This window comes from Atlantibacter subterraneus, from assembly GCF_007570865.1.
Taxonomy (GTDB): domain Bacteria; phylum Pseudomonadota; class Gammaproteobacteria; order Enterobacterales; family Enterobacteriaceae; genus Atlantibacter; species Atlantibacter subterraneus.
Map to the genome: position 1 here is coordinate 101289 of NZ_VLPS01000010.1, position 17215 is coordinate 118503.

At 50.8% G+C, this 17215-nt stretch carries 15 protein-coding genes; 10 read left to right on the forward strand and 5 right to left on the reverse strand.

What is annotated here, in order from left to right; genetic code table 11:
• Positions 1–96 precede the first annotated feature (96 nt).
• Genes FND52_RS19685 through FND52_RS19695 form a run of 3 tightly spaced genes read left to right on the forward strand, consistent with a single transcriptional unit; the run spans position 97 to position 3326 of the window.
• Positions 97–927 (forward strand): gamma-glutamyl-gamma-aminobutyrate hydrolase family protein, encoded by an 831-nt coding sequence (locus tag FND52_RS19685; protein ID WP_208737524.1) that lies wholly within the window; start codon positions 97–99, stop codon positions 925–927.
• Entirely contained in the window at positions 899–1984 is a 1086-nt protein-coding gene (locus tag FND52_RS19690; RefSeq protein ID WP_144132803.1) for a M14 family metallopeptidase, read from the forward strand. Before FND52_RS19685 ends, FND52_RS19690 begins: the two co-directional genes overlap by 29 nt.
• Before the next feature lie 19 nt (positions 1985–2003).
• Positions 2004–3326 (forward strand): MFS transporter, encoded by a 1323-nt coding sequence (locus FND52_RS19695; RefSeq protein WP_208737526.1) that lies wholly within the window; start codon positions 2004–2006, stop codon positions 3324–3326.
• A 194-nt stretch (positions 3327–3520) separates the two neighbouring features.
• Here FND52_RS19695 and FND52_RS19700 read toward each other — a convergent pair whose 3' ends face one another.
• Positions 3521–4285 carry a DeoR/GlpR family DNA-binding transcription regulator gene (locus FND52_RS19700; protein ID WP_125293893.1) on the reverse strand — a complete coding sequence of 255 codons (765 nt, stop codon included), beginning with the start codon at positions 4283–4285 and terminating at the stop codon, positions 3521–3523.
• A gap of 403 nt (positions 4286–4688) precedes the next feature.
• Between FND52_RS19700 and FND52_RS19705 the strand changes: the two genes are divergently transcribed.
• The 3 genes from FND52_RS19705 to FND52_RS19715 are packed head-to-tail and all read left to right on the forward strand — an operon-like array spanning position 4689 to position 7788.
• Positions 4689–6131 (forward strand): glycerol kinase, encoded by a 1443-nt coding sequence (locus FND52_RS19705; protein ID WP_144132807.1) that lies wholly within the window; start codon positions 4689–4691, stop codon positions 6129–6131.
• Positions 6132–6142: 11 nt separating this feature from the next.
• Positions 6143–7393, forward strand: a complete 1251-nt coding sequence (gene eutH, locus FND52_RS19710) for an ethanolamine utilization protein EutH (RefSeq protein WP_144132809.1) — start codon at positions 6143–6145, stop codon at positions 7391–7393.
• A 38-nt stretch (positions 7394–7431) separates the two neighbouring features.
• Entirely contained in the window at positions 7432–7788 is a 357-nt protein-coding gene (locus tag FND52_RS19715; protein WP_125293890.1) for a DUF1937 family protein, read from the forward strand.
• 117 nt (positions 7789–7905) lie between these two features.
• Here FND52_RS19715 and FND52_RS19720 read toward each other — a convergent pair whose 3' ends face one another.
• Both FND52_RS19720 and FND52_RS19725 read right to left on the reverse strand, forming a co-directional pair.
• Entirely contained in the window at positions 7906–9120 is a 1215-nt protein-coding gene (locus tag FND52_RS19720) for an NAD(P)/FAD-dependent oxidoreductase (protein ID WP_144132811.1), read from the reverse strand.
• Entirely contained in the window at positions 9117–10514 is a 1398-nt protein-coding gene (locus FND52_RS19725) for an NAD(P)/FAD-dependent oxidoreductase (RefSeq protein WP_144132813.1), read from the reverse strand. Before FND52_RS19725 ends, FND52_RS19720 begins: the two co-directional genes overlap by 4 nt.
• A gap of 445 nt (positions 10515–10959) precedes the next feature.
• Between FND52_RS19725 and FND52_RS19730 the strand changes: the two genes are divergently transcribed.
• Positions 10960–12279, forward strand: a complete 1320-nt coding sequence (locus FND52_RS19730) for a GGDEF domain-containing protein (RefSeq protein WP_144132815.1) — start codon at positions 10960–10962, stop codon at positions 12277–12279.
• Here the strand turns inward: FND52_RS19730 and dpiA are convergent.
• Entirely contained in the window at positions 12274–12954 is a 681-nt protein-coding gene (dpiA, locus tag FND52_RS19735) for a two-component response regulator DpiA (RefSeq protein ID WP_144132945.1), read from the reverse strand. The genes FND52_RS19730 and dpiA overlap by 6 nt on opposite strands.
• On the reverse strand, positions 12923–14584 hold the full coding sequence (gene dpiB / locus FND52_RS19740; protein WP_144132817.1) for a sensor histidine kinase DpiB: 1662 nt from the start codon (positions 14582–14584) through the stop codon (positions 12923–12925). The genes dpiA and dpiB overlap by 32 nt, the downstream gene beginning before the upstream one ends.
• A 357-nt stretch (positions 14585–14941) precedes the next feature.
• Here dpiB and citC point away from each other — a divergent pair, with 357 nt between their 5' ends.
• The 3 genes from citC to citE are packed head-to-tail and all read left to right on the forward strand — an operon-like array spanning position 14942 to position 17213.
• Positions 14942–16018, forward strand: coding sequence for a [citrate (pro-3S)-lyase] ligase (gene citC / locus FND52_RS19745; protein ID WP_144132819.1), 1077 nt, complete (start codon positions 14942–14944; stop codon positions 16016–16018).
• Positions 16015–16311 carry a citrate lyase acyl carrier protein gene (gene citD / locus FND52_RS19750; RefSeq protein ID WP_125293883.1) on the forward strand — a complete coding sequence of 99 codons (297 nt, stop codon included), beginning with the start codon at positions 16015–16017 and terminating at the stop codon, positions 16309–16311. Before citC ends, citD begins: the two co-directional genes overlap by 4 nt.
• Positions 16308–17213 carry a citrate (pro-3S)-lyase subunit beta gene (gene citE / locus FND52_RS19755; RefSeq protein ID WP_144132821.1) on the forward strand — a complete coding sequence of 302 codons (906 nt, stop codon included), beginning with the start codon at positions 16308–16310 and terminating at the stop codon, positions 17211–17213. Before citD ends, citE begins: the two co-directional genes overlap by 4 nt.
• Positions 17214–17215: the final 2 nt, after the last annotated feature.

Sequence of the window (17215 nt, forward strand, 5' to 3'; positions counted from 1 at the left end):
TGCAATTTATGCATGGAATTGGCGATTAATCTGCATTTCACGAAAGTTAAACAAATAAGTAACATTTAGCTAAATTTTGTTCAACGGGAAAATATGATGCAAAGCATAGACCTCGCTAACCCCCGGCCAGTAGTAGCGGTGATCTGCGATCGAATCAGTTATTTCCAGCATCCAGTGCATGCGGTGCCGGAAACCTATCTCCGGGCGTTACATGAAGCGGCAAATGTGATGCCAGTGTTATTGCCTGTCAGCCCGGAGATGCTTGATTTACCGACGTTATTATCAACGGTGGATGGTGTCATGTTGCCAGGTAGCCCGTCGAATGTCGCCGCGGAGCGCTATCAGGCCGAACCGCTACCGGAGCAGACGCTGAAGGATATTTATCGCGATGAAACCGTTTTTTCATTACTTCCCCAGGTGATAGAGCAGGGCATCCCTCTGTTAGCTATCTGTCGGGGTTTTCAGGAGCTCAATGTATTTTTTGGCGGAACTCTCCATCGTGCCGTCCATGAGCGGCCTAATGCGCTGGATCATCGGGAAGGCTGCCACGATCGTCCTTTAACTTGCTGGTATGAAGACAGTCATTTCGTCGAGATTATGCCCTGCGGGTTGCTTTCGACGCTGACAAGAGCGCCACACGTTAGCGTTAACTCACTTCATCATCAGGGTGTCAGTACGCTGGGGCAGGGATTGCGCATCGAGGCTCTTGCGCCAGATGGACTGATTGAAGCATTTACCGCTTCGGACTCTCCCGGCCTGGTACTGGGGCTGCAGTGGCACCCTGAAATGTCACTGGGGCACAGCCCATTAGCACAGCAGATCTTCTCTCACTACGGCGATGCCTGCCGACAACGTCAGCAATTTCGCTCTTCCCTTAATTTTTCTGGAGATAATAAAAATGAATCAATCCGCCCAGTCGCTGTTTAGCCGGAGTTACGCCGAAGCGCGACAAGCGTTTATCGCTGCTGCTCATGGTCGCGAGTTACACGTTGATAGTTATCTCCTGGATTTACCCGGCAGTGAAGGAGAGATGCTGGCAACGGATGTGGTTCTGGATGGGCCGGAAGACGCCGCAAACCTTATTATTACTATCAGTGGCGTGCATGGCGTGGAGGGCTATCCCGGCTCGGCGATACAGCGCGGGTTGCTGGAAATGGGGCCGCTTGAGCAAGCGAATACCGCCGTGCTGCATGTTCATGCGATTAACCCGTGGGGATTTTCCTGGTCGCACCGTACCACCCAGGAAAACGTCGATCTTAACCGCAATTTCGTCGATTTTTCAGCACCGCTCCCGGTTAACGATCGTTATTCTGATATTCATAATTTACTGTTGCCGGCAAGTTGGCCGCCGCCTGCTGAAAGTGAAGAACAGTTACGGGCGCTGGCGAAAGTCTGGGGCGATAAAGGATACCAGTGCGCGGTAAGCCTTGGACAATACCGTTTCCCCGATGGGCTACATTATGGGGGCGACAAACCCACCTGGAGTAATGAAACGTTTCGTACTATTTTGCGGCGTTACGCAACTCGCTGTCAGCGTATTGGCTCGCTTGATATTCATACCGGGCTCGGGCCATACGGCTACGGCGAACGTATTTTTGGCTGTGAATTCGAAGATGCCTCTCTGTTACGCGCCCGGGACTGGTGGGGAGATACCATTACCTCAGTCAATACAGGCAGCTCGACCAGTGTTCCACTGACGGGGCCGATTCAGGCGGCGTTGTTTCGCGAGTGTGAGCAGGCGGAACAAACGAATATCTGCCTGGAATATGGGACATACCCACAAGTACAAACCGTACTGGCAATGCGTGGGGCACACTGGTTAACCCGCTTTGGTAGTGATGATCCACGGCAATGCGCAGCGCTCCGCCAGAGTCTGAAGGACGCATTCAATCCCCAGGATCCGTGGTGGCAGAATGAGATTTGGACCCAGGGAAAACGCGTTTTCCTGCAGGCCGTCGCGGGCATTAACCGCCACCCATCATGAGACATTCCTGGAGAACAGCATGAGCCAAACTATCGAAAGCCAGGTTACGCAGCCTGTTCACTGGCGGGTCATTGCTGCTGCGGTGGCTGGCAACGCTTTTGAAGTTTATGACTTCGTCATTTATGCCTATTTTGCCGTGTATATAGGCCAGGCATTTTTTCCCGTTACCGGGGACTATGGCAGTTTATTGGTAGCCACTGCCACCTTCGGCGTCGGATTTTTTACCCGGCCATTGGGCGCATTGTTTATCGGGAGTTATGCCGACCGGGTGGGGCGTAAACCGGCAATGATTTTGACAGTAACGCTTATTACCCTGGGTACGCTTGGGATTGCCGCCACGCCGGGTTACGCGACGATCGGTATGGCCGCACCGGTCATCATCGTATTGTGCCGACTGATACAGGGTGTGGCCCTTGGCGGAGAAGTGGGGCCGGCAGCCTCGCTACTGATTGAATCGGCACCAGCCGATAAACGCGGACGTTATGCCTGCTGGCAAATTGCCAGCCAGGGCATAGCGGTCACCGTTGGCGGTTTGTTTGGCGTGATCATTACTTCATCTATGTCTGCAGAGAATTTGCAAAGCTGGGGATGGCGTTTACCGTTTATCTTCAGTCTGCTTATGGTGCCGCTAACGATCTATATCCGCCGTAATTTGCCGGAAACGCTTCATGAGTCGGTAAAAAAAGAGAAGAGCACTGCCAACATATTGAAAGGCATGTGGCGCGAGAACCGCAGCTTACTGCTGATTGGCCTGGGGATCATGATGGTGGTCAGTGTCACCTCACAGTTAATAAACTACATGACGTCCTATGCCATTAAAACGCTGCATCTGCATCCGAGCGTTGCACAAACCAGTATTTTGATTGCCGGGCTCATTTCTTTTTTCGGAGCACTGGCAGCCGGGCGGCTGTGTGACAGATATGGCCGTAAAAAAGTATTGATATTGCCGGTACTGGCATTGAGCGTAGTAGTAATACCGTTATTCACCTGGCTGCATGAGGCACCGGATGCGGCACGCTTGCTGACGGTGACGTTTGTGGTCTCTACACTGATTACGTTTCCCACCACCGCATTATTGGTTGTGGTGCCGGAGATGTTGCCGGGCAAGTTCCGCAGTACGGGCACCTCACTGATTTACGCACTCGGTTCGGCATTGTTTGGCGGGAGTACGCATTTTATTTTGACTGCCTTACTTGCATGGACCAATCATCCTGTCGCGCCGGCCTATTACGTGCTGTTTGCTACGGCGATAAGCCTGTGCGCAATGTCACTTTTACCGGAATCACGTCGTCCCGAAGAAAGCGCACAGCCTGGCCATTATTTGTCGAGCAGCCGTGATTAAACCAGGCCGAATAACTCAGTAACCCGAACACCCGCGGCTCATTATGCATAACGCATAGTGAGCCTTTTTACGTCGTTTTTCCCACGTACTGACTTTAAGGCTGTGCGGGCAAATTATTAATTTGCCCCTTTCTTTATTTATCTGTCACTGGACCAACAATAGCGTCTGATGGCCGATTTAAATATCAAACTGAATCAAGCAATTATAATGTTCAGATCTTTAGGGAAATTCATCTTCTTAATCTTTTTGTCTGGATCTGTGGTTACCAGACAATCAATCTCTTTCCAGTGCGCGACATGGGATGTGGCCCGGCTGTCTAATTTATGGCCGTCCGCAAGCACAATAGAGTTGTTGCTTTGTTTGATCATCTGGCGAGCAACGGCGGCTTCATTGATGTCCTGATCCATAATGCCTGATTCAGGGCTTACAGCACCGGCACCGATAACCGCGTAATCGGCATAAAATGAGCTAATGGCCTGAAGCGTGACCGGGCCGACGCATTCCATTTTTGAAAGACCAAACTGCCCACCAATCAGGATCAAGTCAGTAGTGGAACTATCGTGGAATAAATTGGCGATCACAGGAGAATTAGTGAACACGGTAAGCTGCGGTATCGAACTGATTATTCTGGCAAACTCAAGCGTTGTCGTTCCAAAATCAATGAAGAGTGAATCCCCTGGCTTGATGAGTTTTGCTGCAGCGACAGCGATATTCTTTTTATCGTCTTCAGCTAATTTCGCTCGTTGATTGAATTCCAGTTCAAATCCGAACTGCGCACTGACAGCCCCACCATGAATCTTCTTGATATGGCGTAATTCTTCCAGTTTATTGAGATCCCGGCGAATGGTTTCCTGCGAAACTCCAAACTCATCCGCCAGTTCATTAACAAAGACCTGTCCGCTATCTTTCAGTTTTTCAAGAATAATGTTGCGGCGTTCGGAGCCATTTGAGTAATCCATTGTTCTACCTGCTATCGCACGTTAGGGGGGATCTTTTTTCATCAGTACAGCGCCCGGAAGCACTGTTGTTTTTATGTTGTTTTTTTGTGGAAATGATTATTGCATTCGAAAATGGGTATTACAACCTGAGCGCCGGGACTTTATGACTCTGTTGTACCGGATTGTTTTGATATCATTTTGATTTTACAGGGTAAATTTAATTTTTTCATCGTACTTCCAACCTCATGAACGCGTAAAAAACAGGCTCTAAAGTTTAGTTTTAAGGTCCTGATAAAACATGATTCACGTCACATTTATTTGTTTATATGTGTAATTTGTGTTGCTTTAATGTGTTTTTATGGTGGTATATTGTGAATGAAACGATGTTATCAACAAACAAGCCACAGTGAAGTTTAGAGGTTCTATGCTCAACCAACGTTATGCAGCAATCGATCAGGGTACGACGGGGACGCGTGTTGTTGTATTCGGTGAGGACGGGAAACATTTTTCTCCGGCTGCAATCGCACATAAGCAGCTCACACCGAATCCTGGCTGGGTTGAGCATGATCCCATGGAGATCCTGCGTAACATTCGTTCCTGCCTGAATCATTGCGGGGTAGTGGATGCAATTGGTCTGGCTCATCAGGGCGAAAGTATTGTGGCCTGGGATGCAAAATCTGGCCAACCGCTTTATAACGCCATCATCTGGCAGGATCAAAGAACCGATTCTGTGATCCGCAAAATGCGCGCGGAAGGTGTCGAAGAACGCGTGCGTGCAAAAACCGGTCTTCCTCTGGACACCTATTTTTCAGCCAGCAAATTTGGCTGGATCATGCGTAACGTGCCAGGGGCGGTAGAACTGGCGAAACGTGGAAGCTTGCGCCTCGGTACCATGGACGCTTTTTTTATGTTCCACCTGTGCGGCACACACGTCACGGATTACAACTCTGCCTCGCGAACGTCATTATTTAATATCCATTCCCTCGAATGGGATGCAGAGCTGTGCGCTCTGTTCGGCGTACCCATCGAAGCTCTTCCTGAAGTCCGGGATAATGTTGGTCATTTTGGTGATGTCCGATATGAAAGCACCACTGCCCCCCTGACTGCTTGTATCGTGGATCAGTTTGCCGGGACTTACGGTCATGGCTGTCGCGAACCGGGACAAATGAAAATCACATTTGGTACCGGGGCGTTCCTGCAGTCCATTACGGGAACTGACGTTCCCGATGCCAAAGGCTCTGGATTACTGCCAACCTTGTGCTGGAAGATGCCCGATGAAAAACCCGTATATGGGCTTGATGGCGGCGTCTATAACGCAGCATCGGCAATTAATTGGGCAGGTAAAATCGGCTTGTTTTCAGAAATTGAAGAGTTCAGCGATTTCCCGGATGAACCTGCAATTGCAAGGGGACTGGCGTTTGTTCCTGCTCTGTCTGGCCTGGGCTGCCCGTACTGGGATCGTTCTGCGGCAGGCGTATGGGCGGGTTTGTCTCTTGAAACCGAAAGAAAAGATATGCTTCAGTCGATACTCGAAGGGATCGCGGTACGGTCTGCTGAAGTCATCTTTGCAATGGATAAAGTAAGGCCTATCGGCGAAACGATTTCAATCGATGGAGGGCTATCTTCAAATACCTATTTCAAAGAGTTTCTCGCAACGTTAATCCAGAAGCGAATTATATCTCCGGCTAACAGAGAAATAACTGCACAAGGAGTGGCATTACTTGCACGCAAGGGTCTGGGGTTAAATTACCCAATGAAGTTAAGAAATCAAAATACAATGACAGAACCTGGAAAACGCGATCTTCGTCCTTATTTTGAAAAATATAAAGACATTATCTCGCGTTCCCGTAACCTGCGCGGTGATTAAGTGAGGCAAGTATGTCGGAAATCGGCACTATTATTATTTATATTATTATGGCAGGCGCATTAGTCGGTGCTATTGCATCGGTAATTCGGCCTGAGAGTGGTCTGGGGAAAGAGTTCGTAAATGGTATACATTCTATCGGACCGGTATTTTTAGCTCAGGCAGGGATTATGGCTGCAATCCCCATTATCTCCTACGCTATTACCAATACCATTGGACCCCTTTTCCAGTCGATGGGTTCAGACGTATCTATCGCTGCATTATCTGTTATAGCGGTAGATATGGGGGGCTATCAACTTGCGGATGTAATTGCCTCTAATCGCGACCAGTGGATCACCGCGATGTTAATCGGTTATACGTCTGGAGCAAGTATTGTGTATCTGATTCCAGTTGGGCTAATTATGCTTAATCGGCAGGATCATAAATACCTTGCGCTTGGAGCAATGGCGGGTTTGGTCAGCATCCCTTTTGGCGTGTTAATTTCGTTAATGTTTATCACCCTGAATAATATTCCTGTGCGCGATGTCATTTCAACGTCATCACCGGCGAATCATTATTTAACGATTGATTTTTTAAATGCACTCCAGCTATTAGCACCTTTGTTTGCATTCTGCTTCTTACTGGCAATTGGGCTTAAATATAAAACTGAATTGATGGTTAGTTGCTTCCTTGCCTTTGGGCGTCTGTGTGACGCATTTATAAAGCTGGTACTGGCAGCATGTATCGTTCAGCACTTCACCGGGGTGTTTACCAAAGTGTTTGGCGGGTGGGTTTTTGACCCTCTGTTTGCTGATGAAAAAGAGCTGTATCGGGCAATTGAAATCGCGGGATATATTGGCATTATGCTGGCTGGCACATTCCCGGTATGTTATCTGTTCCAGAAACACTGTCAGCGCCCGATGAAGTTTATTGGCAGAAAGCTAAAACTTACCGATACGGGTGCACTGGGGATCGTTATGGTGCTGGCAAATATTATTGCTGTGTTCCATTTATTTAAATCCATGAGAGCACGGGATAAGGTTTTATGCGTGGCATTCGGCATCTGTGCGCAGGCGACATTGGGCGATCACCTTGCTTTTACGGCTAATTTCCAGCCAACGCTGGTCATTCCCATCATGCTGGGTAAATTCCTTGCCGGCGTGATTGCAATAGGCATTGCGATTTATATTTCTGTTCCGGCAGCGCAAAGGATGGAAAAGATTGATGATGAGCGTGAAAGCGCCGTCACAGGTCAGAATATTCTCACGGCTGAATCCGTTCCCTGATTAACCCAAATTTATTTGTCATAAACTGGAGTTGAAAAATGCGTAAGATTTTCCTGGCATGTCCTTATAGCCACGCGGATAAGGATGTTGTGCATGGCCGTTTTCTGGCATGTAACAAAGTGGCTGCTCAGATTATTGAAGCCGGACATGTCGTGTTTAGTCAGGTGAGTATGTCACATCCTGTCAATCTGGAACTACAGAAAACAGAGAAAGCCAATATCGGCAAATTATGGGCCCCGGTCGATGCCGTTTTTCTGGATATGATGCAAGAACTCATTATTCTTGATTTGGAAGGTTGGGATAAAAGCGCCGGCATCCAGCGTGAAATTGAATTCTATAAAGCCCGGGGGCAGCGCGTGAGTTTATGGTCTGACGTTGAATCTGAATTTGCCTGAGTAAATAAAGGTTAACCTGGTTCTTCTGATATAAAGTGTGCAACAGCCCCCCTGCTGCCAGAATCATGAAGAAAAATAACAATGCATAAAAAAGCCAGCTTTCGCTGGCTTTTTGACTTAACGGGTTGTGACAATAATTTCGTCTTTATTGGTAATACCGCTTATATCTATATCTTTTAGCAGGATGCGTCGCTCTGGTAAACAACGGTGTTTACCTTTATAAATAATGTCGTTTCCATGTTTAACAATAATCTCACCCTTAAAATAACGCGTTACGCGAACGTTGAGCGTTGTTTTATTGGCTGGCTTTGACAGGGAAATCATATTCGGTGCGGTGATTTTAAATAAATCATCATGCACCACAGGCACGCTGAATGATTTAGCGGTACTGGCAGCCAGTGAATCCGCGACGTTCAGACCCACACGTAAGCCCTCCTGATAGCACTGGTCGCCCATATCTGCCGGGTGCGTCATGTTACCGACAACAAAGAAAGCGGGATCGGAGCACTGGCCAAACTGGTCGAATAAGGGTCTACCCGATTCCGGTTCAAACGCTAAATGGCTGTTACGGATCAGGGTGTATTCCCCGGTAAAGCGTCCAGTAAAAATAATACTGTCGCAGGCAATCTGGTTGCTTTTCCCGTCCGCATCGCGAAACTCCACGCTTTCAACCCGATCTTTCCCGTTGATGCTGGTGATGTGCGATCCCAGATAAACATCCACGCCGAGCAGTTTTGCATAGAGAACACTTGGCCTGAATGCAAGCGGCCGTGAATGCTCATCAATCAAGGCGAGTGCTTTGATTCCTGCATTTCTGAGCGTCCAGATGGCAGAAAAGCTGACTAATTCTGAGCCGACAATAACGGGCCGGATCCCGGGTTTAAGTTTACGCAGATAGATAAATTGCTGGAGTGCGCCAGCTGTAAGCACGCCCTGAGGTCTTAATCCTGATACCAACCGGGGATGCCGTGGGGTTTCTCGCACGCCGGTAGCGATAATAACGCGTTTCGCTTTCAGTGTTTCAATACCGTTGTCTGAGGATATTTCAATCTCACCTCCGGCTTTAATGCTGGTTACCGTTGTCGAGGTGCGAATTTCACAGGAGCCGGCGACTTTACTGAGGATCTTGTTTGCCCAGACATGCCCATTCATTGGGCGCAGGAAAGTCTGGATGCCAAACGTAGGGTGTCGGCAATGGCGCGGTACGCCACCGGCTTCTTTCTCACGCTCAACAAGAAGGATATGGGTCACGCCTTTTTTCAGCAGTGAACGTGCAGCTGCCAGGCCTGAAGGGCCGGCACCGATAATAATGACGTCATAAACCTGGTTCATTCGACCTTCCCAACCACAAGGGTGTTGTCAAGACGCGTTCCTACAATCTCTGCCACATGGTTGCTGCAGAAAAATCCATTACATCGGCCCATCATGACCCGGGTCCGACGACGTAAACCACCAATGCACTCCGGAGGAACAGCCGAGTCGAAAACAGCTTCCAGTTCGCGGCGAGTGACCAGCTCACAGTGGCAGATGACGCCACCGTTGCCTTTGCAGGAATAATCTCGCTGCTCGTATTCAGAAAGCATGGGCATGTGTGGCCATGACAGCGTGGTGGGAGGAGACAATTCAAAAAGCTTGCTGAAATTCCGCTGGTACAGCTCCTCAACATATGCCGCAATCCCCAGCGCTGCCGTCAGGCCTGTGGAGCGAATGCCCCCCACGCTTATCCACTGGTCGTTTGGATAATCATAAATGCGGTACTCTTTTTTCTCGGTTGCAGGTCTAAGCCCCGCATACGTCGCCGTCACCGAAAAATGCGTTAAAGAGGGAAGCATCAGGCTGCCTTTCTCGATGAGGCTTTTAAGCACCTCTTCATTAACTTCAGCATGCTCCCGATCCTGCTGTTCTTCTGCTGTCGGGCCAAGGATCATATTGCCGAAGATAGTCCGGCACAGCAGAACGCCTTTGGTGGTGGGCGTCGGTACGGGAAGGATAATGGCATTGATCTGCGCGGCTGCGGCTTTATCGTAAACCAGGAACTGGCCCTTGCGTGGGCGTATTTCAAAGTCTGGCTGACGCCAGAGCCCGTCGATTAAATCCCCATGATTGCCCGCACAGTTAATAACCAGCCTGGTGCGCACTGCACCTTGAGTGGTTTCTAGCTCCCACCCCTCTTCATAACGTGTCGCCTTGGTTACGCCACAGTTGAACCTGTATTTGCCACCATGCTGGACAGCCTGGGTGACATACGCGAGAGGCGAACTCCACGGGTCAATAACATATTCGCCAGGTACATAAACACCGCCGAGCGCACCTTTAGCCAGGTTCGGTTCACGGTTATAGACGTCTTCAGCATCTATCTGGGTAACATCAAGCACGCCGTTATCATGAGCTTGCTTGACGATACCGGGCAGGGCTGCCAGCTGTTCTTCTGTCCATGCGACAACGATAGCGGTGGTTTTGAGAAGGGGCAGGTTCATCCGGTGGTGGATGTCCATGTATTCCTGATACCCGGCCTGCATACATTGCAGTTCCAGGCTTCCAGTCGGGGCATCAAAGCCAGTATGAAGAATAGCGCTGTTGGCTTTACTTGCTCCCGAAAGAATGTCACCGCCTTTTTCAAGAAGCAGTACTTTGCTCCCCATCAAGGTAAAACGACGGAACATGGCGCAACCAACCACCCCGCCACCAATGACAACGACATCAACATCTTCAATTAACTGAGTCATGTGATTTTCTCTACTACAAGGTATAGCAGTATAAAACCACACAAACCACACAATTACAACATCAAAACAACATCATTATCACACCCAATGTGCAACCTTATAGCTACATCGATCGCCCCATACCCTGTGATTTTTGGAAGTTAAACTCTGAGAGTATGGCTATTCATCTCGTTAAGCCCGCAAAACCACAAAACAACCACATCCAACACAACTTGCTGAGTGATGATCCAGTATTTCTCGGCCGCCTTAACGTTTCAGCTTTAAAAACAATGAAATACGTTATGCGATATAAAATGTATTGATAAGTAGCGCAAATAAATACTATTTTTCAAATTCCTCTCATCAATGTTTGCTACTTTCTCTGACCACTAACCTGTATCTTAAGAGCTTCTTAACACTGACCAGCCTGCGTTTGAGTACCTGTAGAGTATGCGGATAAATAACCATGAATGATGGAAAGAGACAGTCTGATTTGCCTGACGTTGATGAAAAACATCTCTTAGATTTACTCCATCACAATTCCGATTGGGTCTGGGAAGTGGATGCGCAGGGGCGGTACACCTGGGTTTCGGGGGTGGTACATGATTTGTTGGGCTATGAGCCGGGCTATGTCATAGGCCGTACTCCCTTTGATTTTATGCCCCCGGGGGAAGCGGAACGCGTTGCGGGCGCTTTCGGCGAAATCGTTTCTCAGCAGCGTGCGTTTTCCGGGCTGGTTAATCGCAATATGCGCGCCGATGGCCAGATTGTGGTGCTGGAAACCAGCGGCATTCCGCTGTTTAACGATCGGGGCGAATTAACCGGCTATCGCGGCATTGACAGAAATATTTCTAACCTTGGCGAACGCGTACTGCAGCTCGAAACTATCTATGATACGACGCCCGTTGCCCTGTGCATGCTGGACCTGGACGGACGGCTGGTCATGTCGAATAAGGCCATGAATGGCTTACTGAATATTTCGCCGGAAGAAGCGGCTGGCAGCCTGCTGGGGCATTTAATGCCAGACGTATGGCAACAGTTTCAGGATGATTTCTTTCTTGCGGAATCCGGCGTAATAATTCCAGGGCGCGAGATTATCTGGCGCGATCGTTGTTACGACACTCAACCGGTCGCCTTATACAATGCCAGCAACCGCGTAGTGGGGCTGTCGGTGACCTGGGTGGATATAACGGCACGTCGTGAAGCGGAGCAGAAACTGGCAAGCGCCAACCAGGTGCTACAGCAGTATGCCCAGCGCGACCATTTAACCGGCCTGTATAATCGCCGTTACATGGATGAGCGTCTGATGAATGAAATTAACCAGGCCGTCGAGGACGGTTTCCCGCTGTCAGTGTGCCTGGCGGATATCGATTATTTTAAGCGTTATAACGATAACTATGGTCATCAGTCCGGCGATAACTGCCTGCGCGCCGTTGCCAAAGCCCTGGTGTCATCAAGGCGGCGTCCTGAAGATAACGTCAGTCGCTACGGTGGCGAAGAGTTTCTGGTGATTTTGCCCCGCACAGACCAGGCGCAAGCCCTGGCGGAAGCGGAGCGCCTGCGTGAAAACATCAATGCGCTAATGTTGCCGCACGTTGCCAGCCCGACCCATTATCTCACCATCAGCATTGGCGTGGCGACGCTGTACGCCTGTGAATCGCTGTCGCCGGATACGCCGCTGCATATGATAGCCAGCGGCCTGATCCATCAGGCGGATACGGCGCTGTATGCCGCAAAAAATCGCGGGCGTAATCAGGTGGTGGCGATGCCGGAAAACGCCTCATAACGCCCGATAGGTTCGCTGCGGGCGGCCCACTTTGCCATAAATAATCTCCGCCACAATCTGCTGTCGACTGGCGGCGAACTCCAGATAACGCCGGGCGGTGGTGCGGCTCAGTTTCAGCGCATCAGCCACCGTTTCAGCGGTATGCCGCGCCAGCGGGTCGGCAAACAGTTGCTGTACTTTTGCCAGCGTTAGCGCATCAATCCCCGGCGGCAGCGCTTCTTTTTGCTCCCCTCGCGCATAGGCATTGAACATATCGTCGATTTGCCGCTGGCTGGCGCTGGCATGACTGGCAAGTAGCGCCCTGCGCTGCTGAAAGCGATGAAGGGTTTGCCCAAGCCGCTCATACGCGATGGGCTTGACCAGATAGTCAAACACGCCACAGCGCACGGCCTCTGAAACGGTATCCATATCGCTTGCCGCTGTGGTAAACACCACTCCGCCGGTGTAGCGGGCCTGGGAGAGCTCGTGCAGCAACGTGACGCCTTTGCCGTCGGGTAAGTAATTATCCAGCAGGATAAGCGCCGGTTTGAAACGAGCAATCATTTCCCGGGCCTGCGCCAGATTACCCGCCAGCCATACCGTCCCGCAGCCGGGAAAATGGCGGATAAACTCGGCATGCATTTCCGCCAGCGGCGTTTCGTCCTCAACTATTAAAATCGTCAGAGATTGTTCCATCACTCTTTTTCACTTTCGGTATAAAAACGGAAAACAAAGCGCCGCATGGCTGATTATCTTCAACGGTAATCACGCCACCATAGCGATTAACAAAACTGGCGATCAGATACAGCCCGATACCGTGTTCGCCCTGCGCATCAGTTTTGGTGCTTACGCCCTGTTGGAAAAGGGTCTGGCGCAGCGTCTCCGGCACGCCGCACCCCTGGTCCGCCACCTCAATAATCACATCATCGCCTTCATCGCTCAGATACAGTTCCACCGTTTTATCGCCCTGAGGATTATTCAGACAGGCTTCAAAGGCGTTATCCAGCAGGTTGCCGACGATGGCGGCGAATTCCGTACTGTCCATATCCTGGGGGAGATGATGCAGTACGCAGCCGGGTACAAGATTTAGCGATAATCCCAGTTCTCGCGCCCGCTGACATTTGCCAAATAGCAATCCCGCGACCTGACGATCGTCAACGGCATCACGCAGGCTGTCGATCAGCTGTTGCTGAGCCTGAGACTCGCCTTGCACCATTGCCAGCACCCGATCGTACTCTTTCATTTGCAGCAGACCATTGAGCGTAGACATCCAGTTGAGATGCTCATGACGCAGCGTTCTCAGGCTTTCAACGTACTGTTTAATTTGCGTCAGCTGAGCATTCAGTGCACTGATTTCATCCTTGCTGCGAAAGCTGATGATCGCGCCTAATAGCGCGTGCTGATAGCGGATCACGCCGCGATTGGCGATAACGCTTAACCCGTTAAACGTACACATCGCATCCTGGCGCTGTTCCTCAATGCTCCCGGTAAAAAAATCGCAAGGGCTTACCACATCACCGATATAGCGCCCCAGCCACTGGCGGCCCGGAGACGCCAAACCCAGCATTTTACGCGCATTACGGTTGATCGCCGTGATAAGCCCATCAGGATCGACGGCGATCAGCCCTTCGAATACCGAACCAAACAGCGCCTCTTGTTGACGCACTACCCTGGCGATTTGCTGCGGTTCCATACCGAGCATCTGGCGACGAATATGCGTGGCGAATAACCACGACAGCAGCATTAAAATAATCAGGATAACCACAAATACGCCGGCCAGCGGCAGCAGAAAATCCAGCCGCCAGCTGTTGATCTTACTGACTAAATACCCCAGCGAAACGACGCCGATCACCTGCTGATGCTCATCGAAAATCGGCGTTTTGGCGCGCATCGCCATGCCGATAGAGCCTTCGCCGGTAATAAAATAGCTTTCGCCTTTTTCCAGCGCGCCTGGCTTGGTCCACTGCATCGGATAGCCTATTTTGGCCGGGTTAGGATGATAAAGCCGAACAGAGTGACGGTCGCCGATAACCACGTAATCAAAATCGGAACCGGTGGATAATTTACCGACAATTTGCCTCAGACGATGGGTATCGCGATGTTTTACCGCATCAATAACGCTGTCGTTGGAAGCGATGATTCTGGCCTGGTTCATCGCCATGCCGCGTACGTGCTCGGTCAAATAATCTTCAAAGCTGGCAGAGAGATATTGGCCCAACGCGCTAATTAACAGTGTTGACACCACCAGTAATAAAAGAAATATCCGTAATGGAAACGCCAGTCGGCGAAAAAAGTGCAATAAGCTGATTTTCTTTCTCCCGGTCATAACGCTTCCTTTTAATACCGAACTCAATCGGGGCAGTTAATTGTTATTTAATTGTTTCCCTGAGGCGCGTCAGACGCCAGATTATCGTTGCAAATTGATAGCATTAAATCAATTAAATAAATTAAAACCATGAAGTGCGTCGAAGGGAATTTAATTAACCAAATAAAAACCATAAAGACTATTTTAATCCCTGAATGGTTTGTGAAATATATCAAAATTCAGAATTTAAATAGTGCGTACCATTTCTCTGCATACCACACTGTTGATGGAAATGCCTGCGTGGCGGGCTTTTTTATTATTGCAGCAGTTAATTAACATTTATTCCCCACCTTACTCATGGCGCAGGGACGGATACCTATGTTTGGCAATACCGTGTTCACACGGGTAAAGCGCAGCGAAAATAAGAAAATGGCCGGGATAACGCAATTCCTGCGTGAAAACGATTTGAGCATCGACACCACCGTAGAGATATTTATTACCGTTACGCGTAATGAACACTTAATCGCCTGCGGCGGCCTTGCCGGGAATATTATTAAGTGCGTTGCGATTGATGAGTCAGTCCGCGGAGAAGGATTAGCGCTCACCCTGGCCACAGAATTAATTAACCTGGCCTATGAGCGTTTTTGCACCCAGTTATTTATCTATACCAAAACTCAGAATGAAGCCCTGTTTCGGCAGTGCGGGTTTTTTACCCTGGCGCGGGTGCCGGGCGTTATGGTGCTGATGGAAAACAACGCGACGCGCCTGCAACAGTACGCCAGTTATCTTACGACACTGCGCCGGGACGGTAACAAAATCGGCTGCATCGTGATGAACGCCAACCCGTTTACGCGCGGTCATCGCTACCTGGTGCAGAGGGCGGCGGCACAGTGCGACTGGCTGCATCTGTTTTTAGTTAAAGAGGATACCTCCCGTTTCCCGTATGAAGACCGGCTGGCGCTGGTGCGTGCCGGGACGGCGGATATAGAAAAGCTCACGGTGCATCGCGGCTCAGAATACCTGATCTCCCGCGCCACTTTTCCATGCTACTTCATTAAAGAACAGAGCGTCATTAACCACTGCTATACCGAAATCGATCTGCAAATCTTCCGTAATCATCTTGCTCCCGCGCTGGGCATTACCCATCGCTTCGTCGGCACAGAGCCGTTTTGCAAAGTGACCGCCAGCTATAACGCCGATATGCGGCGCATTCTGCAGGACCCGACCAATCCCGCGCCGCCAGTGCAGCTGGTGGAAATTGAGCGTCTGCAATATCACGGCATCGCTATTTCCGCTTCCTGGGTGCGCAAACTGCTGGTCAAGCACGACTTCGCGACCATTGAGCTGCTGGTACCCGACGCCACCGCCCGCTATCTGCAACGCATGTTGCCTGACACCGTCATGCGTTCCACAGCGCTTCAAACTGAATCCGTATTAACAACAGGTGAATCATGAAAATTACCCGTCCTGCCGTCGCCGGCACGCTGGAGTCCGGGGATGTAATGGCGCGCATCGCGCCCCTCGACTCGCACGATATCGAGCTGCAAATCAACAGCAGCGTGGAAAAACAGTTTGGCGTTGCCATCCGCGCCACCGTTCTGGAGATCCTGACGCGCTATCAGGTGCGCGGCGTTCAGGTGTTTATTGATGATAAAGGCGCGCTGGACTGCGTATTGCGCGCACGTCTGGAAACGCTGCTGGCGCGCGCCTGCGAGATGACGGCAATGCCCTGGGAGACGCGCGCATGAAACTTACCCCCGAACAACGTAAATCCCGTACCCGCCGCAGCATGCTGTTCGTCCCCGGAGCCAATGCCGCGATGGTCAGCAACGCGTTTATCTATCACGCCGATGCGCTGATGTTTGACCTGGAGGACTCGGTGATCCTGCGTGAAAAAGACGCTGCTCGCCGCCTGGTGTTCCACGCTCTGCAGCACCCGCTGTATCAGAACGTCGAAACCATCGTGCGGGTAAACGCGCTGGATTCCGATTACGGCGTAGCGGATCTCGAAGCCGTGGTACGTGGCGGCGTGGACATTGTGCGCCTGCCGAAAACCGACACCGCCCAGGACGTGATTGATATCGAAAATCACATCGCGCGGATTGAGGCGGAATGCGGCCGGGAACCCGGCAGCACCGGTCTGCTGGCCGCTATTGAATCGCCGCAGGGCATTACCCAGGCGGTGGCAATTGCCCACGCCTCGCCGCGCCTGATCGGCATCGCGCTCGGCGCGGAGGATTACGTGCGCAACTTGCGTACCGAACGTTCGCCGGAGGGGACGGAACTGCTGTTCGCCCGCTGCGCCATTCTCCAGGCGGCGCGCGCGGCAGGCATTCAGGCCTTCGATACCGTCTATTCCGACGCCAACAACGAAGCCGGTTTTCTGCGGGAAGCCGCGCATATCAAACAGCTGGGTTTTGACGGCAAATCGCTGATCAACCCGCGCCAAATCGAGCTGCTGCACAACCTGTATGCCCCGACCCGCCAGGAAGCGGATCACGCCCAGCGCGTGGTCGACGCCGCCGAGGCTGCGGCGCGTGAAGGGCTGGGCGTGGTATCGCTCAACGGCAAGATGGTGGATAGCCCGGTCATCGAGCGGGCGCGTCTGGTGCTGTCCCGGGCAGCGCTTTCCGGTATTCGTGAGGAGTAACG

What these genes read in the sequence shown, in the direction of transcription:
- FND52_RS19685 (WP_208737524.1), top strand. Translation starts at nt 97, where the DNA reads ATGCAAAGCATAGACCTCGCTAACCCCCGGCCAGTAGTAGCGGTGATC.
- FND52_RS19690 (WP_144132803.1), top strand. Translation starts at nt 899, where the DNA reads ATGAATCAATCCGCCCAGTCGCTGTTTAGCCGGAGTTACGCCGAAGCG.
- FND52_RS19695 (WP_208737526.1), top strand. Translation starts at nt 2,004, where the DNA reads ATGAGCCAAACTATCGAAAGCCAGGTTACGCAGCCTGTTCACTGGCGG.
- FND52_RS19700 (WP_125293893.1), bottom strand. Translation starts at nt 4,285, where the DNA reads ATGGATTACTCAAATGGCTCCGAACGCCGCAACATTATTCTTGAAAAA.
- FND52_RS19705 (WP_144132807.1), top strand. Translation starts at nt 4,689, where the DNA reads ATGCTCAACCAACGTTATGCAGCAATCGATCAGGGTACGACGGGGACG.
- eutH (WP_144132809.1), top strand. Translation starts at nt 6,143, where the DNA reads ATGTCGGAAATCGGCACTATTATTATTTATATTATTATGGCAGGCGCA.
- FND52_RS19715 (WP_125293890.1), top strand. Translation starts at nt 7,432, where the DNA reads ATGCGTAAGATTTTCCTGGCATGTCCTTATAGCCACGCGGATAAGGAT.
- FND52_RS19720 (WP_144132811.1), bottom strand. Translation starts at nt 9,120, where the DNA reads ATGAACCAGGTTTATGACGTCATTATTATCGGTGCCGGCCCTTCAGGC.
- FND52_RS19725 (WP_144132813.1), bottom strand. Translation starts at nt 10,514, where the DNA reads ATGACTCAGTTAATTGAAGATGTTGATGTCGTTGTCATTGGTGGCGGG.
- FND52_RS19730 (WP_144132815.1), top strand. Translation starts at nt 10,960, where the DNA reads ATGAATGATGGAAAGAGACAGTCTGATTTGCCTGACGTTGATGAAAAA.
- dpiA (WP_144132945.1), bottom strand. Translation starts at nt 12,954, where the DNA reads ATGGAACAATCTCTGACGATTTTAATAGTTGAGGACGAAACGCCGCTG.
- dpiB (WP_144132817.1), bottom strand. Translation starts at nt 14,584, where the DNA reads ATGACCGGGAGAAAGAAAATCAGCTTATTGCACTTTTTTCGCCGACTG.
- citC (WP_144132819.1), top strand. Translation starts at nt 14,942, where the DNA reads ATGTTTGGCAATACCGTGTTCACACGGGTAAAGCGCAGCGAAAATAAG.
- citD (WP_125293883.1), top strand. Translation starts at nt 16,015, where the DNA reads ATGAAAATTACCCGTCCTGCCGTCGCCGGCACGCTGGAGTCCGGGGAT.
- citE (WP_144132821.1), top strand. Translation starts at nt 16,308, where the DNA reads ATGAAACTTACCCCCGAACAACGTAAATCCCGTACCCGCCGCAGCATG.